Source organism: Azonexus sp. GW821-FHT04F04 (assembly GCF_059420025.1).
In genome coordinates, this window is the sequence record NZ_JBWKSX010000018.1 from 38611 (window position 1) to 61799 (window position 23189).

19 protein-coding genes are annotated in these 23189 nt (G+C 62.0%); 1 reads left to right on the top strand and 18 read right to left on the bottom strand.

The genetic code is table 11. The features are described from left to right. Window positions 1-215: 215 nt before the first annotated feature. The 17 genes from AC07TV_RS21920 to czcI all read right to left on the bottom strand — a co-directional run bounded on the left by AC07TV_RS21920 (window position 216) and on the right by czcI (window position 21630). Window positions 216-3350: an efflux RND transporter permease subunit gene (locus AC07TV_RS21920; RefSeq protein ID WP_494650471.1), complete on the bottom strand. Its 3135-nt coding sequence runs from the start codon at window positions 3348-3350 to the stop codon at window positions 216-218. A gap of 24 nt (window positions 3351-3374) precedes the next feature. Next, the gene (locus AC07TV_RS21925) at window positions 3375-5006 is read right to left on the bottom strand and encodes an efflux RND transporter periplasmic adaptor subunit (protein WP_494650472.1); all 1632 of its coding nucleotides are present in this window, start codon (window positions 5004-5006) and stop codon (window positions 3375-3377) included. Continuing rightward, complete coding sequence (locus tag AC07TV_RS21930; RefSeq protein WP_494650473.1) at window positions 5003-6274, bottom strand: TolC family protein; 1272 nt, start codon at window positions 6272-6274, stop codon at window positions 5003-5005. The genes AC07TV_RS21925 and AC07TV_RS21930 overlap by 4 nt, the downstream gene beginning before the upstream one ends. An 80-nt stretch (window positions 6275-6354) precedes the next feature. Then, window positions 6355-6699 carry a copper-binding protein gene (locus tag AC07TV_RS21935; RefSeq protein WP_494650474.1) on the bottom strand — a complete coding sequence of 115 codons (345 nt, stop codon included), beginning with the start codon at window positions 6697-6699 and terminating at the stop codon, window positions 6355-6357. A 26-nt stretch (window positions 6700-6725) separates the two neighbouring features. Then, window positions 6726-7166, bottom strand: a complete 441-nt coding sequence (locus tag AC07TV_RS21940) for a DUF411 domain-containing protein (RefSeq protein ID WP_494650475.1) — start codon at window positions 7164-7166, stop codon at window positions 6726-6728. 121 nt (window positions 7167-7287) lie between these two features. Next, a complete protein-coding gene (locus tag AC07TV_RS21945; RefSeq protein WP_494650476.1) occupies window positions 7288-7740 on the bottom strand; it encodes a hypothetical protein in 453 nt (150 codons plus the stop codon). Between the two features lie 23 nt (window positions 7741-7763). Next, window positions 7764-10868: an efflux RND transporter permease subunit gene (locus AC07TV_RS21950; RefSeq protein ID WP_494650477.1), complete on the bottom strand. Its 3105-nt coding sequence runs from the start codon at window positions 10866-10868 to the stop codon at window positions 7764-7766. Window positions 10869-10877: 9 nt separating this feature from the next. Beyond that, window positions 10878-12062, bottom strand: a complete 1185-nt coding sequence (locus AC07TV_RS21955) for an efflux RND transporter periplasmic adaptor subunit (protein WP_494650478.1) — start codon at window positions 12060-12062, stop codon at window positions 10878-10880. Next, entirely contained in the window at window positions 12059-12625 is a 567-nt protein-coding gene (locus AC07TV_RS21960; protein WP_494650479.1) for a hypothetical protein, read from the bottom strand. Before AC07TV_RS21960 ends, AC07TV_RS21955 begins: the two co-directional genes overlap by 4 nt. After that, the gene (locus AC07TV_RS21965) at window positions 12622-13848 is read right to left on the bottom strand and encodes a TolC family protein (RefSeq protein ID WP_494650480.1); all 1227 of its coding nucleotides are present in this window, start codon (window positions 13846-13848) and stop codon (window positions 12622-12624) included. The genes AC07TV_RS21960 and AC07TV_RS21965 overlap by 4 nt, the downstream gene beginning before the upstream one ends. A 428-nt stretch (window positions 13849-14276) precedes the next feature. Beyond that, window positions 14277-14705: a hypothetical protein gene (locus AC07TV_RS21970; RefSeq protein ID WP_494650482.1), complete on the bottom strand. Its 429-nt coding sequence runs from the start codon at window positions 14703-14705 to the stop codon at window positions 14277-14279. 12 nt (window positions 14706-14717) lie between these two features. After that, a complete protein-coding gene (locus AC07TV_RS21975; protein ID WP_494650484.1) occupies window positions 14718-15095 on the bottom strand; it encodes a hypothetical protein in 378 nt (125 codons plus the stop codon). Between the two features lie 25 nt (window positions 15096-15120). Then, on the bottom strand, window positions 15121-18240 hold the full coding sequence (locus AC07TV_RS21980; protein ID WP_494650486.1) for an efflux RND transporter permease subunit: 3120 nt from the start codon (window positions 18238-18240) through the stop codon (window positions 15121-15123). A 12-nt stretch (window positions 18241-18252) separates the two neighbouring features. Next, the gene (locus tag AC07TV_RS21985; protein ID WP_494650487.1) at window positions 18253-19275 is read right to left on the bottom strand and encodes an efflux RND transporter periplasmic adaptor subunit; all 1023 of its coding nucleotides are present in this window, start codon (window positions 19273-19275) and stop codon (window positions 18253-18255) included. Next, on the bottom strand, window positions 19272-19832 hold the full coding sequence (locus AC07TV_RS21990; RefSeq protein WP_494650488.1) for a hypothetical protein: 561 nt from the start codon (window positions 19830-19832) through the stop codon (window positions 19272-19274). Before AC07TV_RS21990 ends, AC07TV_RS21985 begins: the two co-directional genes overlap by 4 nt. An 11-nt stretch (window positions 19833-19843) precedes the next feature. After that, a complete protein-coding gene (locus AC07TV_RS21995; protein WP_494650490.1) occupies window positions 19844-21142 on the bottom strand; it encodes a TolC family protein in 1299 nt (432 codons plus the stop codon). Between the two features lie 134 nt (window positions 21143-21276). After that, a complete protein-coding gene (gene czcI, locus AC07TV_RS22000) occupies window positions 21277-21630 on the bottom strand; it encodes a cation efflux protein, CzcI family (RefSeq protein WP_494650492.1) in 354 nt (117 codons plus the stop codon). A 194-nt stretch (window positions 21631-21824) separates the two neighbouring features. Here czcI and AC07TV_RS22005 point away from each other — a divergent pair, with 194 nt between their 5' ends. Continuing rightward, on the top strand, window positions 21825-22082 hold the full coding sequence (locus AC07TV_RS22005; protein ID WP_494650493.1) for a hypothetical protein: 258 nt from the start codon (window positions 21825-21827) through the stop codon (window positions 22080-22082). A 54-nt stretch (window positions 22083-22136) separates the two neighbouring features. On the opposite strand, the gene AC07TV_RS22010 is transcribed toward AC07TV_RS22005, so the two are convergent. Further along, window positions 22137-23189, bottom strand: a 1053-nt coding sequence (locus tag AC07TV_RS22010) for a heavy metal translocating P-type ATPase (protein WP_494650494.1), incomplete at its 5' end; no start/stop codon positions are given.

The following is a 23189-nucleotide window of genomic DNA, read 5'->3' on the forward strand; positions in this document are numbered from 1 at the left end:
CTTGGCAGCCCATTGCCGCTGACAAGGGAAGCGGATCACCAGCAGTGAACCGCTTCCCTACAGGAACCGATTAGTGGGAATGACCAGCGTGCGAGTCGTTTCCGGAGCCGCCCGCATATCCACTACTGGCACACCCGCCCAGCAACAGTCCGACGACCGTCACAGCAACCACCAAGAGCTTCTTCGACATCACGTTCTCCTTGCGTTGAAAATATTCATTCCTCGATACCCCGATTCAGGCGCCATTGCTTGACCAGCGCGTAGATTGCTGGAATCACCGCGAGGGTCAGCACCGTCGAGGAAATCATGCCGCCGACCATCGGTGCCGCGATGCGGCTCATCACTTCCGAACCGGTGCCGGTGCCCCACATGATGGGCAGCAGGCCGGCCATGATCGCTACCACGGTCATCATTTTCGGGCGGACGCGCTCGACGGCGCCTTCCATGATCGCCTCGTAAAGATCGGTCAGGCCAGGAACCTGACCCTCGGCGCGCCGCTTGGTCTTCAATTCCTCCCAAGCGTGATCGAGATAGATCAGCATGATGACGCCGGTCTCGGCCGCGACGCCGGCCAGCGCAATGAAGCCGACGGCGACGGCGACCGACAGGTTGTAGCCGAGCCACCACATCAACCAGATGCCGCCAACCAGCGCGAAAGGCACCGAGAGCATGACGATCAGCGTCTCGGTAATGCGCTTGAAGTTGAGATAGAGCAGCAGGAAAATCGACAGCAGCGTTACCGGGATGACGATCTTCATTTTCTCGATGGCCCGTTCCATGTATTCGAACTGGCCGCTCCAGGTCACGTAATAGCCCGGCGGGAACTTGACCTGTTCGGCGACCGCCTTCTTGGCATCGGCCACGTAGCTGCCAATGTCACGGTCGCGGATGTCGACATAAATATAGGCGGAGAGCAGGGCGTTTTCGGTACGGATGCTGGGTGCGCCCTTGGCGACAACGACCTTGGCCAGTTGCCCGAGCGGAATCATCGCCCCGTCCATGGTCGGGATCAGCACTTCGCGGGCGATCCGCTGCGGATCGGAGCGCAATTCGCGCGGGTAGCGCACGGTGACACCGAAACGTTCCCGCCCCTCGACCGTGGTCGTCACCATCTCACCGCCCAGCGCCGTGCCGATCACATCCTGCAGGTCGCCGATGGCCAGGCCGTAGCGCGCCAGTTGCTCGCGGTCCGGTTCGATATTGAGATAGAAGCCGCCCGTGATGCGCTCGGCGAAGGCACTGGTCGTGCCGGGCACGGCTTTGACCACGGCCTCGATTTCCTTGGCCACTTTTTCCATCTCACCGAGATCCTTGCCGAAGACCTTGATGCCGATCGGCGTGCGAATGCCGGTGGACAGCATGTCGATGCGGGCCTTGATCGGCATCGTCCAGGCGTTGGCGACGCCGGGGAATTGCAGGGCCTTGTCGAGTTCGGCAATCAACTTGTCGGTGGTCAGGCCCGGGCGCCATTCGGATTCCGGCTTCAGGTTGATCACCGTCTCGAACATCTCGGTCGGCGCCGGATCGGTCGCCGTATTGGCGCGCCCGGCCTTGCCATAGACCGAAGCGACCTCGGGGAAACTCTTGATGATCTTGTTCTGCGTCTGCATCAACTCGGCGGCTTTGGTGATCGACATGCCGGGCAGCGATGCCGGCATGTAGAGCAGCGTACCCTCGTTGAGCGTAGGCATGAACTCCGAGCCGAGTTGAGAGGCTGGGTAGATCGAGGCCACCAAGGCAACGACGGCAGCAACGATGGTCATTTTCTTCCAGCGCATGACGCCGGCGATGATCGGCCGATAGACCCAGATCAGGAAGCGATTCACCGGATTCTTCGCTTCCGGCATGACCTTGCCGCGGATGAATAGCATCATCAGGACCGGCACTAGCGTCACCGAAAGCAGCGCCGCGCCGGCCATCGAGAAGGTCTTGGTGAAGGCCAGCGGCGAGAACAGCCGCCCCTCCTGGCCTTCCAGGGCGAACACCGGGAGGAAGGAAACAGTGATGATGAGCAGCGAGAAGAACAGCGCCGGGCCGACTTCCTTGCAGGCGGCGAGCATGGCGTCGGCACGCTCGGCTTTGCTGTGCTCCTCGGGCAGACGCTCCAGGTGTTTGTGGGCGTTCTCTATCATCACGATGGCGGCGTCGATCATCGCGCCGATGGCGATGGCGATACCGCCCAGGCTCATCAGATTGGAGTTCATGCCCAGCGAGCGCATGGCGATGAAGGCGATCAGCACGCCGACCGGCAGCATCAGGATGGCGACCAGCGCGCTGCGCACATGCATCAGGAAAACGATGCAGACCAGGGCGACGATCAGCGCTTCTTCCAGCAGCGTCCGCTTCAGCGTGTCGATGGCGCGGTGAATTAGTTCGGAACGGTCGTACACCGTCTGCACCGTGACGCCCTCGGGCAAGCCGCCACCGATTTCGTCGATTTTGGCTTTCAGGTTGTGGATGACTTCCAGCGCGTTCGCACCGTAGCGCGCCATGGCAATGCCCGATACGACTTCGCCTTCACCGTTCAGCTCGGTCAGGCCACGCCTTTCGTCCGGCGTCAGTTCGACGCGAGCAATGTCGCGGATCAGCACTGGCGTGCCCTTGTCGCTTTTGACGACCAGCGTTTCGAGGTCGCTCTTGCCGCGCAGGTAGCCCTTGCCGCGCACCATGTACTCAGTTTCGGCCATCTCGACGACACGGCCACCGACATCGCGGTTCGAGTCGCGGATCACCTGCGCTACCTTCATCAGCGGAATGCCGTAGGAACGCAGTTTCACCGGGTCGACGGTGACCTGGTAGGTCTGAACGAAGCCGCCGATCGAGGCCACTTCGGCGACGCCGTGCGCCTTGGTCAGCTGATAGCGGACGTACCAGTCCTGGATGGTGCGCAGTTCGGCCAGTGTCTTATCCTTGGCGAGCAGCGCGTACTGGTAGACCCAGCCGACGCCGGTGGCGTCCGGTCCGAGCGAGGGGGTGACACCCTTTGGCATGCGGCTGGAGGCAAAATTCAGGTATTCCAGCACACGCGAGCGGGCCCAGTAGATGTCAGTACCGTCTTCAAAAATGACGTACACGAAGGAGGCGCCGAAGAAGGAAAAGCCGCGCACCACCTTCGATTTCGGCACCGACAGCATGGCCGTGGTCAGCGGATAGGTGACCTGGTCTTCGACGACTTGCGGTGCCTGGCCGGGATACTCGGTATAGACGATGACCTGGACGTCCGACAGGTCGGGCAAGGCGTCGATCGGGGTGCGCAACACGGCATAAATGCCGCCGATGGTGATGAACAGGGTGGCGAGCAGGACCAGGAAGCGGTTCCGGCCCGACCATTCGATGATGTTGGCCAACATGGGGCGACTCTCCGTGGCTCTCGGTCAGTGACCGGCGTGCGGGTTGGCAGCGGCGGCCGGCGTGCCGGCTCCCTGGGTTGCCGGCAGAGGCTTGACGGCCGTGATCACCCATTCGCCGGGCTGTCGCTCAACGAACTCGACGGCGACTTTGGCCCCCGGTTTCAGCCCTTGCAGCAGCGATGCGTTGGCAGCCTTGAACTCCATGGTCATGGCCGGCCATTTGAGGCTGGCGACCGGGCCGTGATTGAGACTGATCGTGCCGGCTGCCGCGTCGATGCCATCCACCGTGCCTTCGGCCTGGTGGCTAGCGCCTTTGGCGGCTGGCTGTCCGGGTGCTGCCGCTTGCCCTTCTTTGGGGGCTGCTCCGTGGGCGGCATGGCCGAAACCGCCGACCGCCGCCTTGAGGTTGCTCTCGGCATCGATCAGGAAGTTGGCGGCGACCACCACCTGTTCGCCTTCCTTGACCCCCTCCAGCACTTCGACGTGATTGTCGCTGCGCGCCCCGAGTTTGATATCGCGCGGCTCGAAGCGGCCTTCGCCTTGCTGGATCAGTACGATCTGGCGGGCACCGCTGTCGATGACGGCGGAGGTCGGCACCGTGACCACCTGGCCTTTGGCGCCCACCGGCAGTTCGACCTGGGCGAACATCGACGGCTTGAGCAGCAGCCCCGGATTTGCCAGTTCGACGCGAACCGGCACGGTACGGGTCTGGGCGTTCAAGGTCGGATAGACATAACTGATCGTGCCGTCGAAAGTCTTGCCCGGATAGGCGTTGATCGTCACCTTGGCCTTGCTGCCAGATTTGACCAGGCCGATGTCCTGTTCGAACACGTCGGCGACGACCCACACCGAGGAGAGGTCCGCGACCTGATAGAGCGCCTCGCCGGGCATGAAGCGCATGCCCTGGACGGCTTTTTTCTCGGTGACGATGCCGGCTACCGGCGAACGGAACGTCATCGTCCGCTTCGCCTCGCCGGATTTGGCGAGGGCCTTGACCTGTTCTTCCGAGATATCCCAGTTTTTCAGTCGCAGCAGGCTGGAATCGGCCAGTTGCTTCATGCCGTCCCGCGCCGGGCCGCCGGCCTCTTTCAGCGATTCGACGCCCTGGGCGGCAATCGCATATTCACGCTGGGCGGAGACCAACTCCGGACTGTACACCTCGAACAGCGGCTGGCCTTTGCCAACGGGCTGGCCGGTCACATTGACATGCAGGCGCTCGACATAGCCCTCGAACTTGGGCGAAATCGCATACATGCGGCGCTCGTCCGGCTCGATCCGGCCGGATGCTCGGACCACCTTGTCGAGAATGCGGAGTTGTGCAGCTTCGGTCCGCACGCCCAGTTTCTGCACCTTCTCGGTACTGATCTTGATTTGGTTGGCGGTCGTTGGTTCGTCGTCCGTTTCGCCTTCATAGACGGCGATGTAGTCCATACCCATCGGGTCTTTCTTGGGCGTCGGCGAGGTGTCGGGCAGCCCCATCGGATTGCGGTAAAAGAGCAGCTTCTTTTCTTTCTTGGCCGGCTCCGGGGAAGTGGCTGCCACCGGCGCTGCTGTTTCACCGTGGGGCGCGTCGCCTTTGCCGCCCAGCCAATAGCCGCCGCCGGCTGCAACGGCGACCGCGATCACGCCAAGAGTCAATCCTGCGCCCTGTTTCATAAGTCTTCCCCTAAAAGTCGTTCGATTTCGGCCAGACGCATTTGCGCCTCGGCCTGAGCCTTGATCCGATTTTGTCTGGCCTGGCGAATTTGCCGCTGGGCATCGAGCAGCGTGGCGAAATCGACCTTGCCAGTTTCATAGCCGGCCAAGGCGGCCTGGAAGGTCAGTTCGGCTTGCGGCAGCAGGCTGTTACTCAGCAGATTTTCGGTCTGGCGGGCGGCCTCGATACCGGCCAGACCTTCCGCGAGGTCACTGACCACCTGGTTCGCGGTCGCTTCCTTGCGCGCTCTGGCCGCATTCAGCATGGATTCGGATTCTCGTTCCTGAGCGCGGCGCGAGGACTGCTGCAGCGGGATATTCATTTCGAGCATCAACTCCCACTCCTTGACCTCGTTCTGGTACTGGATGGGCGAGACGCCGAGCGTTACATCGGGATAGCGATTCTTGTAGGTCAGATCGCGGGTTTTTTCGGCGGCCCTGATCCGCGACTCGTCGGCGAACAGCAGGGGATTCCTGGCGCGGACGCGCTCTTCGAGGGCGACATAGTCGAGTCTGGCCGGTGGCGGCAGTGTCCGCAGTTGGCTTGGCTCGGCCAGGGGCGCCCGAGTCGGCCGGGCCAGCAAGGCGTTCAGGCGGGCATGCAGGTGATGACGCTCGGTTTCCAGGGCGATCAATTCATTGCGCATCGTGGTCTGTTCAACCTGGGCACGAATGACATCCTGCTGGGCCGCCAACCCGCCGGCGTAGCGGACCTGGGCGATTTTTTCCAGACGGATCATCAGGTCAAGGATTTCGCGGGTCAGTCGTTCACTGCCGTGGAGGTAGTACAACTGGGCATGGTTGACCTTGATCCGGCCGGCGATGTCGGCCCAGGTTCCCATAACTCGCCCCTTGGCACCTTCGGCCTCGAACTCGGCAATTTCCCGCTTCAGGTCGCGCTTGCCGAACCACGGAATATCCTGCATCAACAGATATTTGGTACTGCCGACGCGACTTGGGGAAAGCGTGGCGTTCTGCTCGCCCATGCGGGTAATGTCCCGCAACTCGGCCCGGAACTTGGGGTCGGGCAGCGCCCCGGCCGATGTAATGCGTTGGCCGGAGGCCTCCGCTTCCGCCTGCATTGCCGCGTACTCGGGGTTCCGCGTCTTGGCGAAATCGAGCAGGCTGTCGACCGAAGCGCCGATAGCCGGTTCCTGAGCCAGTGCGGGCATGCCCAAGCCGATGGCCATTAGCAAGGCGAAAATGGGGGCAAGCCTGAATCGTCGCATACGACCTCCCTGTAAAACGCGACTTCACAAAGCGATGGGCACTCCGGGTGGCTTACCCCGGTATGCCATCGCCCTCGTTGTTATTTGGCCGGTTCGAAATGCACAATGGTTACCGCGCCATTGACATTGTCAGCCATGAAGCGAATCTTGTCGCCCGCCTTCATCTGATCAAGCCAGTTCGCATCCTTGACCCGGAAAACCATGGTCATCGCCGGCATGCTCAGATTGGTCAACGGCCCATGGGAGAGCGTCACCTTGCCGGCCGATTTGTCGACTTTCTTGACTACGCCATCAACCATCTGCATTTCTGTGGAAGCAGTTGCCTGCATCGCCATGCCGTGGCCGGCATGATCGCCAGCCGCTTGAACCGGCGCAGCACCCAAGGTGACGAGGGCGATCAGGGTTGAGGTGAAGAGTGCTTTCATGGTTTTCTCCTGTTGAGGAATAGGGGTCAGTGTTTGGCAAATACGGTGGTTGCACCACCGGCCTGGACCAGCAGCGTGTTGTAGGGAACCGGCTTGGGGCTCTCCATGCCGGGAGATCCGGGCGGCATCGAAGGCACGGCCAAGCCGATGGCCTTCGGTTTTTCCTTGAGCAGGCGCTGGATGTCGGCGGCGGGGACGTGTCCTTCGACAACATAGCCGGCGACCTTGGCTGTGTGACATGAACCGAGGCGCTCGGGCATGCCCAGCCGCTGGCGAGCAGCCGGCACGTCATTGACGTCGTGGGTTCGCACAGCGAATCCCGCCTGCTGCAGATGCTCGACCCATTTTTCGCAGCATCCACAATAGGGACTTTTATAGACGTCGACCGCATCTGCCGCACTGGCCGGCAGGTTTACCGCTGCGCCAAGGGCAAACAGCGTCAGCAGAACAGTTATCGGCTTTGCCATGGAAATCACTCCTCGTTCAATTGACTGAGGGCAGTATGGCCAAGCAATACCAACAAAATACTGACTCCTTGATTACATTTTTGTAATTTTCACGGACGGTACTTACCGTGGCTTTTGCCGGTCAATGCTTATGCTCTTCAGCATGCTCCGCTGCCAGCGGGGAAAACCGGGCCTGCTCAGTCTTTTTATCCGGGAAGACGATGGAGACAACCACCTTCATATGGCCATCGGAGACATACTTGCCGACCCCGCTCAGTTTGTTGTCGCCAGCCGGGGACAGCGGCACCGTCACTTTCGACTTGCCGGCCAAAATCGTTGCCGTACCGCTGACGCCGGCCGCCGGGATTTTTTTCTCACCATGGTCGGTGAGATAGACCGTGACCGGACTGTCCTTGGCCTCCTTGTTGGTTTTGTCGACCAGCAGTTCGAAGTGATATGGCCCGGCCATGCGCAGTTGGCCACCATTGGGGGCCTTCATCTGGTCGAGGGTGGCATCGTCGTGGGCGAAAGCGCCGTTGCCGGCGAACAGCAAGGCAGCAGATAAAATCAGGTTGGGAATCAGGGGGAGCTTCACGGATTTTTCCTCATCGGGTGGGGTTAGAAAGACTCTTCTGCCTTCTCAGCGAGCAGGCGTTGCAGGGGTTTTTCGCCGAACAGCCAGAACATGACCGGAGTCAGCAGGGTATCGAGCAAGGTGGAACTGATCAGGCCGCCGAAAATCACCACGGCGACCGGATGCAGGATTTCCTTGCCCGGCGCGTCGGCGGACAGCAGCAGCGGGGTCAGCGCGAAGGCGGCGACCAGGGCCGTCATCAGCACCGGCGTCAGGCGCTCCAGCGAGCCGCGGACGATCATTTTTCGCCCGAAGATTTCGCCCTCGAAGGCGCACAGATTGATGTAATGGCTGATCTTCAGGATGCCGTTGCGGGTGGCGATGCCGGTCAGCGTGATGAAGCCGACCAGAGCGGCGACCGACAGCGGCTGGCCGGAGATCCACAGGGCGACGACCGAGCCGACCAGGGCCAGCGGCACGTTGCCCATGATGATGGCGGTCAGCACCGCCGAGCGATAGCGGCTGTAGAGCACCAGGTAGATCATGGTCAGCGAGACGATGGCGAGCAGCGCGATCAGCTTGGCCGCCTGTTCCTGCGCCTGGAACTGCCCTTCGAGCAGCGTGAAGTAGCCTTCCGGCACGGGCTTTTTGTCGATTTCGCGACGGATGTCGGCGATGATCCGGCTCATGTCGGAACCGTCGGTATTGGCCGAGACGACGATGCGGCGCCGGGTGTTCTCGCGGCCGATCTGGTTCGGCCCGTCGCCATCCTCGATGCGGGCCAGTAACGACAGCGGCACGCGGCCGGTCGGCGTCTCGATCAGCAGGTTTGCCAGGCCGCGTTCGCCGCGCGCTTCTTCCGGCAGGCGCAGGGTCAGGTCGAAACGGCGATTGCCCTCGATGACCTGGCCGATCCGCTCGCCGGCCAGCAATTGCTCCAGGCGTTGCAGCAACTCGCCGGAAGCCACGCCGTAGCGGGCGGCGGCATCGTAATCGAGATGGATCTTGTACTGCGGAATCAGCACCTGCTTTTCGATCTGCAAGTCGGTGATGCCCGGAATCTTGGCCAGGCGTTCCTTGAGCTCGCCGGCCAGGCCGCGCAGGGTGTCCAGATCGTCGCCGAAAATCTTCAGGGCGATCTGCGCCCGGACGCCGGACAGCAAATGGTCGAGGCGGTGCGAAATCGGCTGCCCGACATTGACCACGGCTGGCAGCACGGCCAAGCGCTGCCGGATGTCGGCAATGATCGCTTCCCGATCCCGCCCGGAAGCCTTCAAATCAACCTCGATCTCGGAGTAATGGACGCCTTCGGCGTGCTCGTCCAACTCGGCGCGACCGGTACGGCGGCCGACCTCGGTCACTTCGGGCACAGCGAGCAGGATGTTTTCCGCTTGCGTGCCGATCTGGTTCGATTCGACCAGCGATGACCCGGGGTTGAGCACGACATTGACGGTCAGCGTGCCTTCGTTGAACGGCGGCAGGAAGGACTTCGCAAAGAAGGGAATGGAGGCCAGCGCGATGACCACGACGGCGACGGCGCCGATCAGCAGCGCCCGGGCACGGTCGAACGACCAGTTAAGCAGGCGTTCGTCCCAGGCTTTGAGTTTTCTGACCAGGGCGCTGTCGCCGTGATCAATATGCTTCATCTTCGGCAACAGGTAGTAGCAGAGCACCGGCGTGATGGTCATCGCTACCGCCATGCTGGCCAGGATGGAGACGATGTAGGCGACGCCAAGCGGCGTGAACAGCCGGCCCTCGATACCCGGCAGGGCGAACAGCGGAATGAACACCAGCACGACGATCAAGGTCGCATAGACGACCCCGGAGCGGACTTCCTTCGAGGCGGCGGCAATCACTTCCAGCGCTGACCGGGGGTTGGGCAGGCTGCGGTTTTCACGCAGCCGGCGCAGGACGTTTTCGACATCGACCACGGCATCGTCGACCAGTTCGCCGATGGCGATGGCCAGGCCGCCCAGCGTCATGGTGTTGATCGACAGGCCGAAGTAGCTGAAGACCAGCGCTGTGACCAGCAGCGAGACCGGAATGGCGGTCAGCGAAATGAAGGTGGTGCGGAAATTGGCCAGGAACAGGAAGAGGATGACGGCGACCATGATCGCCCCGTCACGCAACGCTTCCTCGACGTTGCTGACCGAGGCTTCGATGAAACTGGCCTGCTTGAACAGGAACTGCGGCGTGTCGACACCTTGCGGCAGGCTCTTGCCCATCTCGGCCAGGGCCTGCTCGACGGCCCGCGTCAACTCGACCGAATCTGCCGTCGGCTGCTTTTGTACCGAGAGAATGACCGCAGGTTTTCCCTTGAAACTGGCATCGCCGCGTTTGACCCCGGGGGCAAAGGTGACGGAAGCCACCTGGCGCAGCAGGATGGGCTGGCCGTTGCGCGTCGCCACCGGTTGGTTCTGCAGATCGACCAGCCGGGTCGTCCGGCCGATGTTGCGGATCAGGTATTCGCGGCCGCCGGCATCGACGAAGCCGCCGGCCGTGTTGCCGCCGAAGTTCTTCAGCGCCGCTTCCAGTTCGGCCAGTGTGACACCGACTGCCTGCAGGCGAGCCGGGTCGGGTTCGACGCGGTACTGCTTGACCTGGCCGCCGATCGGGATGACCTGGGCGACGCCCGGGATGGTCAGTAGGCGCGGCCGCATAACCCAGTCGGCGTATTCGCGCACCTGCATCGGGCTGGCTTTGTCCGGATCGGCCGGCAAAGCGATGAGCAGGATTTCGCCCATGATTGAAGAGATTGGCCCCATCTGCGGCACGATCCCCTGCGGCAACTGCTCCCGTACGAGGTTGAGTCGCTCAGCGATCTGCTGGCGGTTGCGATAAATCTCACTGCCCCACTCGAACTCGACATAGACCACCGACAGGCCGATGCCCGACACCGATCGCACCCGCGTCACGCCCGGCATGCCATTCATCGCCGATTCGACGGGGAAGGTGATCAATTGCTCGACCTCTTCCGGGGCCATACCGCCGGCTTCGGTCATCAGCGTGACCATGGGTTTGTTGAGGTCGGGGAATACGTCCACCGGCATCTGGCGCACGGTCAGCGCCCCATAAATGACCAGCAGCAGCGAAACGCCGAGCACGATCAGGCGCTGCTTGAGGCTCGCATTGATGATGAAATCGAACACGGCGTCCCCTTAGCGAATCTGCGCCAGGGAAGCAGCGCCCTGAACGACGACGCGTTCACCGCCGTTCAGGCCGTCGGTCACGACCGCCGAATGACCGTCCAGGGCCGCCGCCTTGACTTTGCGGGAAACGAAGCGCTCGGCGCTTTCATGCACCCAGACCACGGATTCATTGGCCGCATTGCGTACCACTGCGGCGGCGGGAATCGCCACGCCGGCTTGGCTGGCCCTGGTTTGGGCCAGGACCTTGAGGGTCTGGCCGACCGCTACGGCGGGGAGTTCACCCAACTTCGCGCCGTTTTTCGGCGGCTCGACCCGGAACAGCACCGGCATGGCCTGGTCCTTCAAGGTACGCCCCAGGCCGACAAAGGCGAGGTCGAGCACGCCACCGGCAATCGGCGCGCTGGCCTTGCCCAGTCCATCGAGCAACAGCGGATCATAGGCCAATGCCTCGACCGCCAGCCGCTGCGGATCGATGACCTCGAAGACTACTTCCCGCGCATCGACCACCTGACCGACTGCGGCATTGGCCGCACTGACCACGCCAGTCACCGGCGCAACCAAGGCTTCACGGCCGAGGCTGCCGCCCACCGCACTTTTACGTTTCTTGAACGCGGCGAGTTCGATCTCCGCCTGCTCGATGTCTTTCTGCGGGACGCTGCCCTCCAGTTGTTTGAGACGCGCCAAGCGGCGTTCGAGAACGCTCTCCTGGGCGGCCAGTTCAGCCAGTACCGACTGCTGTGTGCCGCGTTCGAGGGCGGTCGCGGCGGGTTGCAGCCAGGCTAATATCTGCCCCTTCTTCACTCGTTGACCGAGCACCGCCAGCCCGTTCGGGCCGGCCTCGATCCGGCCGCTCTGGAAAGTCTGCACCCGGCCGCCGGCATTGGGGTCGGCGATGATGCGGCCATTGAGTTCGAGGGTGCGCGGGAATTCTCCCTTGAGGGCTGCCCGGGTGCGCAGGCTCAGTTGTCGTTGCGCCGATTTCGGGACAAATATGCTGCCGTCCGGCAGTCGAATGGCCGGCTCGTTGAATGTCACCTGGCCTTGGGCATTGACTGCGGCGGCCGGAGCCGGTGCAGCGGGAGATTTCGGGGCATCGCCATGGTCCTCGCCGCCGTGGGCGGAGACCTGGACAGCCAGGGCGCTGCCCACAAACAGAGCCAGGGCGTAGCGGGAAAAGTTCTTGATAATGGTCATGCTGAATGAATCCCATGTTGCGGTTGGCGACGCAGGCGGCGCACGATCAGGCCGCCGGCCAGCAGCAACAGCGGTGTGCCGGCGTAGAACCACCAGTTGCGATCGGAGTGTCCGTCGTCAGGCATGGCAGGCGCTATTTCGCCAATCTCCAGACTGGCCGAAAGCAGATCGACAATTTCGCCCACCTGGACGGTGATGGTCAGCGGGTATTTGCCGGCTTGCGTCAGGGAGGGAGCGGATAATTGGTAGACCCCATTCGCCATCTCGGTGGCTACCCCTTTGATCCCCTGACCTTCGATTTCGATTTGCGCTCCGGGAACGGGTGCGTTGTCGGCGGCGCGGTCGAGATAGATGATCAGGTCCTGGCCAGCGAGTACGCCGACGAGTTCAAGGTCTTCGCTGCGCAGTTCGAAACGTGGTGCCAAGTTGACATCGGCCGGCTTGGCGGGGGCTCCGTGGTCATGGCCTTCATGGGCGAGGAGCGGCATGGACAGCGCAAGCAGGATGGTTGTAATAATGGCTTTCAGGGCAGCCAAACTCAGGATGAAAGGCTTCTCGATCACGGTGTAATTCCTCGGGCTTGATTCAGATTGGCCTGGGCGGCCGACAGGCGGGCGCGGCTGCGGCCCAGGTCGATGCGGGCCTCGATCGCCTGGGTTTGGGCACGCAGCAATTCGACGAGCGCGGTTTCCCCCAGTTCGAAGGCGCGGCGCATCAGGGCCAGGCGCTCGGCCGCGGCTTGCTCGCGATCGACAGTAAGTTCGGCGCCGATTCGGGCCGAGTCGAGTTGCGCCTCGGCCTCCATGACTTCAGCTTCGACATCGGCAAGCAGCCGCTGATACTGGGCATCGGCCTGGATCAGTGCCGTGTTGGCGCTGGCAATCAAGGGGGCGTTGCGGACCTCGCCAGCGAAGGGGATGGTGATGGCGAAGCCAACGCTGTCGCGTGGGGTGGCGCCGGAAGCATCGCGCTCCCGGCGATATTGCACGCCGATAGTGGGCGCATCGCGCCGCGACTCCCGTGCCAATTTCATGCCGGCACGGGCACGCTCGGCAATGGCTTGTCCGGCCGCCAGACGGGGATGGATATCGTCAGTGGCGGCAGCCATGACCGGCTCTTGCGGATTGTCCGGCAAGCGGTCGCTGCCGGTCAGCACCCGGTAGCGTTGCGTACTGCGCACGACGAGGGCTTTCGCCTCGGCCGCTGCGGCCCGGGCGCTGCTCGTTTCCTGCTTGACGAGGAGTAGATCGGAGCGCGCCATATCGCCGACCTTGACCCGCCTGGCCACATCGGCTTCCAGCTTGGCCGCCGCGTCCAGACGTTCAACGGCAACCGCCGCTTCGCTTTGCGCCAGATAGAGCGTCCACATGGCCGTCCGCAATTCACCGGCGACGGCCAGCCGGATGGCGGCAATGCTCCGCTGACTCTCGTCGCCATCGGCCTCGGCAACGGCTATCCGGGCTGATTTTTGGCCGGGCAGCCAGAGCGGAACGGAAATTCCGATTTCGCTCTCTTCCTTGCCGAGATTGTCGTTCCAGCGGTCAGTGCGCTGCGCCAGGCCGATTTTCGGTGTACCAGGAAACAAGGATTCGGCAACGGTTCGGCTGGCGGTCGCCTCCTCGCGTTTCGCGACGACTGTTTTCCCCTGAGGGGAATTGGCCCACGCTTTTTCAAACACATCGCGCAGGGTTTCCGCCTGAGCGGAACCAATTGGGGCGGCCAGCAAGGCCACCAGCAGGAAGCCGGTCCCGGCGCGCAATTTGGGCGTTGGCGGAGAGCAATTCATTGGGGCAAGTTCACCGAGTTCAGATCAATAAACACGGATGGTACGGAGCGTTGCCCAACGGGATGCTGACCGATAAATTACATTTGTGTAATCTTGCGACCCCTACCGGTGCACAGTGATCTTGCCTTTGATCCTCGCTTCGAAATGTCCCGAACCGGACATAGCCGACACTTTGACCCGTTAAACTCCTTTCCCGAGCGAATTCGGTCAGCTAAAAATCTATGCCCTGTCGTGGCAGGTGCCAATAAATTGAATATTTGACTTATCTGGACTTCTTTGAGTGGCCTACCCTGACATCCGTTTGGGGTATAGCTCAAAATGACACCAAGACGGCACACAACGAACATCCGCTATTTGGGAAGCAAGCAAAGCCATGGGCTTGTCGCCTTTTTGGCTTTTTATGCTTCCCGAAGCAGGCTTACCCAGAATCAGTCGAAACGAACATCAATCTCCTTTCCATCAGGCTTCGTGCAAACCCCGGCTGGACTTTGGCCTGAACTCCAAGCCAGCAGGCATAGAATTGTTTCCCCACTTTGGGAACGTAGTATCGGCGAAGCCGAATTCTTTATGTGATCGCTGTCCATGCCGCTGGTAATTCGGTCGTAATGTTTGCCTGGGCCAAACAATTTACGTAATTTTGCGAGGTCTTGAGAATGCTGAATCACAAATCCCCGCCCCTCATATCGCGCTCCTTCGAGTTCCAAAACCATGACCGGCGCTTGTGTGCCTTCGTGGCTAAAGGAGCCAGTGACGGATAGCGAGTTGTTCTCCGATACCAGTCGATGAGTATGCCCAGCACAACCGGAGAGCGTCACGCCCAGAAAACATGTGGTGAGTATTTTTCTCGTCGCGGACATGTGGTCTCCCTTCTACTTCAACACGAAGCGAACCGTTGCCTGGGCTTTGCCCGGGACGGATACCAAGGCCACAATCTTGCTGTTGGCCAGTTTGAAACTTCCCCCGGCCTCCAGTGGCTGACCAGCCGGTTTCAACTCGACTTCCTGCTTGTCGGTGCCGACGAGAATGGTCAGTTTGGCGTTGGTCTTTGAGACATCCACCGGCTTGCCATGATCGCGCAAATACAACTGGATCAGATCCGGCTTGGCAACCAGTTCGTAATCCATATCCCTGACCTCGCTGACCACGCCACCGTGGAGCGGCTTGTGGGCGTGCTCGTGGCTACCCGCGGCGAAGGCAAGGCCGGACATGGAGAAGGAAAAAGCGGCGAGAAGATGAATCGGTTTCATGAGTTTTCCTTTCGTTGAATAATCATCAAAGTGCACCGGCATCGCGGTCGGCCATCAGACGTTCCACATCCTTGCGGCCAAACAGCCAGAACATGGCGGGTGTTAGGAAGGTATCGAGCAGGGTTGAGCTGATCAGGCCCGAGAAAATGACCACCGCCACCGGATGCAGGATTTCCGTGCCCGGCCGCTCGGCCTCGAACAACAACGGCGCCAGCGCGAAGGCGGTGACCAGCGCCGTCATCAAGACGGGCGCAAGACGTTCCAGCGAGCCGCGCAGGATCATCTTGTGGTCAAAGTTCTCGCCTTCCATGCGCATCAGATTGATGTAATGGCTGACCTTGAGAATGCCGTTGCGCACCGAGATGCCGGCCAGCGTGATGAAGCCGACCAGCGCGGCGACCGACAGCGGCTGCCCGGAAATCCACAAGCCGAGCACCGCGCCGACCAGCGCCAACGGAATGTTGGCCATAATCAGCGCCGACAGCACGACCGACTGGTAGCGACTAAAGAGCACCACAAACATCAGCACCAGCGAGACGATGGAGAGCAGGCCAACCAGCCGCGAAGCCTCTTCCTGCGCCTGGAATTGTCCGCCCAGCGTGATGAAGTAGCCTTCCGGCAGCTTGCTGTCGCCGACGACCTTGCGGATGTCCTCGACAATCTCGGACAACGCCCGTCCTTGCGCGTTGGCCGAAATCACGATGCGCCGCTTGCCGTCGTCGCGGCTGACCTGATTCGGCCCGTCGCCGTCCTCGATGGTGGCGATTTTTGACAAGGGAATCGGGCCGCCGGGCGTCTCCAGCAGGATCTGCCCGAGGCCTTCCAGCGAGCGGGACGTTTCGGGCAAGCGCACGACCAAGGCAAAGCGCCGGCCGCCCTCGACCACCTGCGTTACTTTTTCACCTTCGACCAGGCTTTGCAGCGTCGCCAGAATCTGCGGCGTCGGCACGCCGTATTGCGCCGCCGTCGCATAGTTGACGCTGACCTTGATCTGCGGGGCCAGCACCTGCTTCTCGATTTCCAGATCGGCAATGCCCGGAATACCGGCCAGCCTGCCGCGCAGCGCGTCGGCCTGACCGCGTAGCGTGTCCAGGTCGTCACCAAAAATCTTGATGGCGATCTGCGAACGCACGCCGGAGAGCATGTGGTCGATGCGGTGCGAGATGGGCTGGCCAATGGCAATCGCCGCCGGCAGATTGATCAGGCGGGCGCGAATGTCAGCCGAAATTTCGCCCATTGAACGTGTCATTTCGGACGCCGGCTTCAGGCCGACATCCAGTTCGCTGACGTGAACACCTTCGGCATGCTCGTCCAGTTCCGCCCGGCCGCTGCGTCGCCCGACGTGCACCACTTCCGGCACCGCTTTGACCAGCACCTCGGCCTGTTGTGCCAGGGCTGACGACTCGGCCAGCGTGACGCCGGGGTTGAGGCGCATGCCAATCAGTAGCGTTCCTTCATTGAAGGGCGGCAGGAAGGTCTTGGGGAAGAACGGCACCGCGACTGCTGCCACCAGAATGGCGACGGCACCGGCCGCCAACGCCGCTTTGGGACGGTTGAGTACCGCCTGCAAACTGCGGCCATAGCTGGCCTTCAGCCAGGCCAGCAGTTTCGTGTCGCCATGATCGAGCGACTTCATGCGGGGCAGCAGGTAGAAGGAAAGCACCGGCGTCACTGTCACCGACACCACCAGCGAAGCCAGCGTCGAAACGATGAAAGCGATACCGAGCGGCACGAACAAGCGCCCTTCCATACCGGGCAGCGCGAAGAGCGGCAGGAAGACCAGCACGATGATGATCGTTGCGTAGAGGATGGCCGAACGCACTTCCATCGTCGCATGGGCTACCAGTTCAATCGGGTGCATCCGATGATCGTGGTGCTTGGCCCGGTCTTCCTTCAGGCGCCGCAACACGTTCTCGACGCCGACCACAGCGTCATCGACCAGGCCACCGATGGCGATGGCCAGGCCACCCAGCGTCATGGTGTTGATCGACAGGCCGTAATAGTCGAAGACCAGCGCCGTCATGAAAATCGACACCGGGATCGCGGTCAGCGCGATTACCGTCGGGCGCAAGGTGCCCAGGAAGAAGAACAGGATGACGGCGACGAAGATCGATGCCCCGATCAGCTTTCCTTGCAGCGTGCTGATCGACGACTCGATGAAACTCGCCTGGCGGAAGGTCACCTTGGGCGCCTCCATGCCGGCTGGCAGCGATTTCTTCAGATCCTCCACGGCGGCCTCGATGCTCCGGGTCAGATGGATGGTATCGGCCGTCGGCTGCTTCTGGATGCCGAGAATGACCGCCGGTTTGCCCTCAAAACCGGCATCGCCCCGCTTGATGGCCGGCGCGAAGGTCACGTCGGCGATTTGCCGCAATAAAACGGGTTGACCGTGGCGTGCGGCCAGGGCGAGATTCGTCAGGTCATCCAGACGCGACGTGCGTCCGAGATGGCGAATCAGGTATTCGCGCCCGTTGAGTTCGAGGAAGCCGCCGGAGGTGTTGGCTGAGTAGCCCTTGAGCGCCCCGGTCAACTGTTCGTGCGAAATGCCCAGTTCCGCCATGCGGGTCGTGTTCGGTTGCACCTGGAACTGGCGCACTTCGCCGCCGATGGGGATGACCTGCGCGACGCCGGCGATGGCCATCAGACGCGGACGCAGCACCCAGTCGGCGTATTCGCGCACCTGCATCGGCGAAATCTTCGCCGTGTCGATGGGAATGGCGATCTGCATGATTTCGCCCATGATCGAACTGATCGGCCCCATGCGCGGCGTGACGCCCGCTGGCAAACCTTCCTCCATCGAGGAAAGACGTTCAGACACCATCTGCCTGGCCCGGAAAATCTCTGTTTTCCAGTTGAAGGTCACATAAATGAAAGAGAGGCCGGCGCTGGACACCGAGCGTACGCTTTCCACGCCGGGTAGACCGTTCATGGTCGTTTCCAGCGGGAAGGTGATCAGTTGTTCCACTTCCTCGGCGGCCATGCCGCCGGATTCGGTCATGATGGTGACCGTCGGTTTGTTGAGGTCAGGAAACACATCCACCGGTGTGCGCGATAGCGTGAATGCCCCATAAGCCATCAGCACCAGGCTGGCGATGATGACCAGCAGACGATTGGCCAGGCTGTTCTCGAGAAGCCACTTGAACATGATTGGCTCCGCTCAGCGAATCTGGTTGATTAGGGTCGCAGCGCGGACGGCAACCCGATCCCCGGCTTTCAGTCCGCTGGTCACCGCCACGTGGGTGCCGTCCAGCGGCTCGGCGGTGACCGTGCGCGGCTCAAAGCGTTCCGGCGCGGTCTTGACCCAGACGATGGACTGGTTGGCCGGGTTCTTCATCAGCGCCGCCATCGGTACGCGGATACCCGGCACCGTGCTGCGCGTCTGCACGAAGACCCGAACCGGCTGGCCGACGGCCAACGCCGCCAAAGCGCCGCCTTCACCCCGGAAGGTCAGTGGCAGGGCCTGCTCACGCAGGCTGCGGGCAACGCCGACCAGGCGCAGCGGCCGCTTCTGCTCGCCGATGGCAACAAAGGCCCCGGCGACATCGCTGGCGATGGCCATATCGAAAGCCAGCGCCTCGATCAGCAGGCGTTCCGGATTGACGATCTCGAATAGGGTTTCGCGGGCTTCGAGCACCTGACCGGAAACGACGTTGGCCGAGGCGATAACCCCGCTGACCGGCGCCACCAGTTGTTCGTTGGCCACGGCGGCTTCAGCTTCCTCGATGACCTTGCGCGGCACGGTGTCGGATAGTTCGCGCAGGCGGCGCAGGCGACTTTCGGCCAGGGAGCGGCTGTTGCCACCGACTTCCGGCGTCACGTAAGCGAGCACCTCGCCCTTCTTGACCTGCTGGCCGGGCAGCGGCAGACCGCGTGGTCCCGGCGTGACACGACCGGCGACGATGGCCTGCACTTTGCCGCCGGCATTCGGGTCCATGACCACCTTGCCGGCCAGTTCATGGGTACGGGGCAGTTCGCCGGGTTCAACCAGCAGGGTACGAACACCGATCTGGCGTTGCGCCGGTTTGGGCAGGAAGACGCTGCCGTCCGGCTGGCGTTTCGGGCCGTTGCCGCTGGCAACGGGCGGGGCGTCGCCGTGGTCATGGCCGTCGCCGGCCAGCACCAACGTTGAGGAAAACAAGAAGGAAAGACAAAGGGCACTTAATAACAGACGGGGCTTCATGCGGCACCTCCGAAACGCGGGTTGCGGGAAGCGCGCATGCGGCGCAATAGAGCGGCAAGGAGCAGCAGCGCCCCACCGGCGGCTCCAGCCCACAGGGCGTATTCCTTCCAGCCGTGGGTGTGGGCAGTAGTTTCGGCATGTACCTCTTCATGGATGTCGAGTTCGCCAGCCAGCAAGTCGGTTTCCTCGCCGGCGATGACGGTCGCCGCGACCGACACGACCCCCGGCTTGAGTTCCTGCGCCAGCGTCGCCTCGAACTCCCCCTCGGCATGCGGTTCGACGGGTACTTTGACGCCGCCGAGTTCCAGTTCGAGCTTGGCATCCTTGACCGGACTGCCGTCGGCATAGCGGTCGAGATAGAGCGTCAGTTGCTTGCCATTGACGACGCCGACCAGTTCAAAGGTTTCGGACGTTGCCGCAAAACGCGGCGCGGCTGGACCGGCGGATGAAGCTGGCGCCTCGCCATGGTCGTGCCCGTCACCGGCCCAGGCCAGTGGCGCGGCCAGGGCGATCCAGGCGGCCCATCCCAAAGTGGCCAGTGTGTTTGTTGTTCTCATGTTCGGGTTCCTCATTTTTGTTCGGGGAGCAGGCCCATGGCCTGGCGCAGGGCGGAGATCGCGGCGGCCAGATCAATCCGGGTGCGAGTGCTTTGCCGTTCGGCTTCGACGGCTTCGAGTTCTATGCGCAGGCGGGTCGGCAGGTCGCTTTCGCCCAGGCGGAAGGACTTATCAAAAAAACCCCGCGACTCACGTGCCAGTTGGGCGCGTTTCTCGGCGGCCGCCAGTTGCGTGCGACCCGATTCGACGCGCACCCGCGCCGCTTCCAGATCAGCCGCCAGGCGTTCGCGTTCGAGACGAAGGTGTCCCTCGGTTTCGAGGGCTTCGGCGCGGGCCAGGCCGAGCTTGGCCCGATTGCGGCTCTCCGAACCAAACGGGATACGCACGCCGAGTGTGACAGTCTGCTGATAGTCGTCGCCGAAAGCACTCCGCTCGCGGGTGGTCGCCAGCAACAGTTCGGGTTGGTTCCTCGTCTGCACGCTGGCCAGATCGGCAGCGCGGCGAGCGACTTCGGCCCGGTCGAACAGTTCGACGACCGCTGGGTGGGTCGCATCCAGAGCGGCGAAGTCAGCTGGCACCGCCGGCGGGGTTTCCGGTCCGTCGGCTGCTTTCTCATCCGGCAGCCTGCCGATCAGGGCGCGCAGTTGCTGGGTGGCTGCGGCCAGCAGGCTTGCGCTTTCCGCCAGCGTCACCTCGGCGCTTGCCGCCGCACCATCGGCCTGATGCTGGTCCGAGCGTGCCAGGTCGCCGGCCTTGGTTCGGCGGCGGACATCTTCTGCCAGTTTTTGCGCACTGGCCAAGCGCTCGCGGGCCAGCGACTGTTCGCCACGTGCCCGCTGCCAGTTCCACCAGGCATCACGCACGGCGGCGGCAGTGCGCAGTTGCGCGGCCGTCACCCGGCTATCCAGGGCTTTGGATTCAGCATCGGCCAAGGCGCCCTGACGGGAGCGTTCGCCGGGCAGCCACAGGGGTAAGGCGACGCCGGCCGCGTATTCGCGGCTGCCTTGATTCTTGCTCAGTTGGTCGGTCTTGCCGGACAAATCCAGCGAAGGCGGTTGGGCCGTCCAACTGCCGGCCACTTGCCGACGCGCTTCGGCAGCATCGCGCCGCAGATCGAGGGATTGCGCCTCGGGTTGTCGTGCCCACGCGGCAGCAAAGGCTTGCGGCAAGGTAATCGCGGGGCCGGCGAGGGCTGGCATCGATTGCGCCCATAGGTTGCCGGTCGAGAGCGCAGCGAGTGAGCACAGCCCGGCAACGACTAGGCGGGCCGGTAAAAAGGTAGTTCGTGAAATAGATTTGCTTCGAGACATCCGATTCTCCAGTGATGAAAAGACACACGGGGAATCGGCGGGGTGCGACCAGGAAGCGTCGCAATGCGTCAGGGCGGATCAGTCCACCGCAACCGCAAGGGAGAAGCGCAGAAAAGTGCTATCCACCCCGCCGATCAGGCGAGGACGGACCAGTTGGGGCGTTCGGGTTCAGCGAGTGGCGCTGAGGACGTGGTTCCGGGTGGCCAAGGAATAGCTAACGAAATGCTAGTAGCCAATGGCAAGCCACCAGCAGCAAAAATTGCGACGACACAGCCGGCATGACAGGTTCCACAGTCGTTGTCGATACCGCCAGTCAGTTTGCTGTCCGGAACACCATCGCGATCAGCATCGGCCTGATGCTTGTGTTCGTGATGGCCGAAGTGCTGCGAGCTTGCGTCTGTTTCGTGCTGGCAATAGCTAGCTACTGCCGCCCAGGAGAACTGGAAGGGCAAGAAAACGAGCAAGAGGATGGCAAGCCAGCGGCGCATGGGGCGAATTCTATCAGTCAATACGAAAGTAAAAAAAGAAACCCCAAACTTCTCCGGGGATTCGTTGGCAGGGCGAACGGAGCTAAGCTGTTCGAATCAACGAGCTAATATTCTCCTTTCCATTGGCTACCTCCCGTCGCAGCAAGCATCGGTAGCTTTCGCCAAGGTTGAAAGATTGATAGGGGGATTGTCGGATGAACAAGTCGAAGATGATTGTGGCGATGCTGGTAGTGCTGATTGTCGGCATCACGCTTTGGGCTACCTGGAAAACCGTATATCACACCGATGCTGACGGTCATGAGCACATTCAAGCCACGACCCATGAGGATGCCATTTCTCAGATGCTAGGGTGGCTGGGGAGTTTTTATGGGTCAAAACCCACTGTGCACGACCCCAGACACGATAATAAAACTCAAAATGAATCTGGTAAGGCGGATGCTCCAAAAGACTGAGAATACTTGGCACTCTCGTACCTAAAGGGTGGTGAAGCAGAACAACCAACTCAACTATTTGCGCAGCAGGCGCAGTCCATTGAATACGACAATCAGACTGGCACCCATATCCGCAAAAACCGCCATCCACATGGTCGCACTGCCGAAAATGGCGAGAACCAGAAAGATTATCTTGATTCCTAGGGCCAACCCGATATTCTGCCAGAGCACTGCATAGGTGCCGCGAGATAAACGGATGATCTCGGGAATGCGCCGCAGATCATCGTTCATGATCACCACGTCGGCCGCTTCCATCGCCGTATCCGTACCGGCCGCGCCCATGGCCACGCCGATGTCGGCGCGAGCCAGCGCCGGTGCGTCGTTAATGCCGTCGCCGGTCATCGCGGTCGGGCCATAGCGACGTTGCAAATCTTCGATGGCCGCCAGTTTGTCCTCAGGAAGAAGATTTCCCCGGGCGTCGTCGATGCCGGCTTCCTTGGCGATGCTCGCGGCCGTCGCCACATTGTCGCCGGTCAGCATGACCGAGACGACACCGAGCCGGTGCAGATCGGCCACCGCCTTCCGTGAGCTTTCCTTGATGGTGTCGGCCACCGCAAAAATCGCCAGCACCTGCTGTTCCGACGCCAGCATAGTCACCGTCCGGCCTTGCGTCTCGTGCACCTGAAGGCGAACCTCGATCTCGGCGCTACACAGAGCGCGTTCCTCAATCAGACGATGGTTGCCGAGGATCAGCAGTTGGCCGTCAGCCCGTGCTTCCACGCCCCGTCCGGCAAGGGCGACGAAATCGGTCAAGCCATTTTCCGGAAGCTTGAGACCGGTTGCAATCGCTTTTGAGACAGGATGGTCCGAGTGCCCGGCCAGGCTGGCGGCCCAGGCAAGCACTTGTGATTCAGGGACCGTCGAGGGAAGTAGTTCTGTGGCGACCAGACGGGGCTTGCCTTCGGTAATGGTGCCGGTCTTGTCGAGGGCAATTACCCGCAGTTTGCGGGCCTCCTCAAGATAGACACCGCCCTTGATCAGGATGCCGCGTCGGGCCGCTGCCGCCAGTCCGCTGACGACCGTCACCGGCGTGGCGAGCACCAGCGCGCAGGGGCAAGCGATGACCAG

Excerpts from the sequence above, each read along its gene's own strand:
- AC07TV_RS21920 (WP_494650471.1), bottom strand. The coding sequence starts at position 3,350 with ATGTTGGCCAACATCATCGAATGGTCGGGCCGGAACCGCTTCCTGGTC.
- AC07TV_RS21925 (WP_494650472.1), bottom strand. The coding sequence starts at position 5,006 with ATGAAACAGGGCGCAGGATTGACTCTTGGCGTGATCGCGGTCGCCGTT.
- AC07TV_RS21930 (WP_494650473.1), bottom strand. The coding sequence starts at position 6,274 with ATGCGACGATTCAGGCTTGCCCCCATTTTCGCCTTGCTAATGGCCATC.
- AC07TV_RS21935 (WP_494650474.1), bottom strand. The coding sequence starts at position 6,699 with ATGAAAGCACTCTTCACCTCAACCCTGATCGCCCTCGTCACCTTGGGT.
- AC07TV_RS21940 (WP_494650475.1), bottom strand. The coding sequence starts at position 7,166 with ATGGCAAAGCCGATAACTGTTCTGCTGACGCTGTTTGCCCTTGGCGCA.
- AC07TV_RS21955 (WP_494650478.1), bottom strand. The coding sequence starts at position 12,062 with ATGACCATTATCAAGAACTTTTCCCGCTACGCCCTGGCTCTGTTTGTG.
- AC07TV_RS21965 (WP_494650480.1), bottom strand. The coding sequence starts at position 13,848 with ATGAATTGCTCTCCGCCAACGCCCAAATTGCGCGCCGGGACCGGCTTC.
- AC07TV_RS21970 (WP_494650482.1), bottom strand. The coding sequence starts at position 14,705 with ATGTCCGCGACGAGAAAAATACTCACCACATGTTTTCTGGGCGTGACG.
- AC07TV_RS21975 (WP_494650484.1), bottom strand. The coding sequence starts at position 15,095 with ATGAAACCGATTCATCTTCTCGCCGCTTTTTCCTTCTCCATGTCCGGC.
- AC07TV_RS21980 (WP_494650486.1), bottom strand. The coding sequence starts at position 18,240 with ATGTTCAAGTGGCTTCTCGAGAACAGCCTGGCCAATCGTCTGCTGGTC.
- AC07TV_RS21985 (WP_494650487.1), bottom strand. The coding sequence starts at position 19,275 with ATGAAGCCCCGTCTGTTATTAAGTGCCCTTTGTCTTTCCTTCTTGTTT.
- AC07TV_RS21990 (WP_494650488.1), bottom strand. The coding sequence starts at position 19,832 with ATGAGAACAACAAACACACTGGCCACTTTGGGATGGGCCGCCTGGATC.
- AC07TV_RS21995 (WP_494650490.1), bottom strand. The coding sequence starts at position 21,142 with ATGTCTCGAAGCAAATCTATTTCACGAACTACCTTTTTACCGGCCCGC.
- czcI (WP_494650492.1), bottom strand. The coding sequence starts at position 21,630 with ATGCGCCGCTGGCTTGCCATCCTCTTGCTCGTTTTCTTGCCCTTCCAG.
- AC07TV_RS22005 (WP_494650493.1), top strand. The coding sequence starts at position 21,825 with ATGAACAAGTCGAAGATGATTGTGGCGATGCTGGTAGTGCTGATTGTC.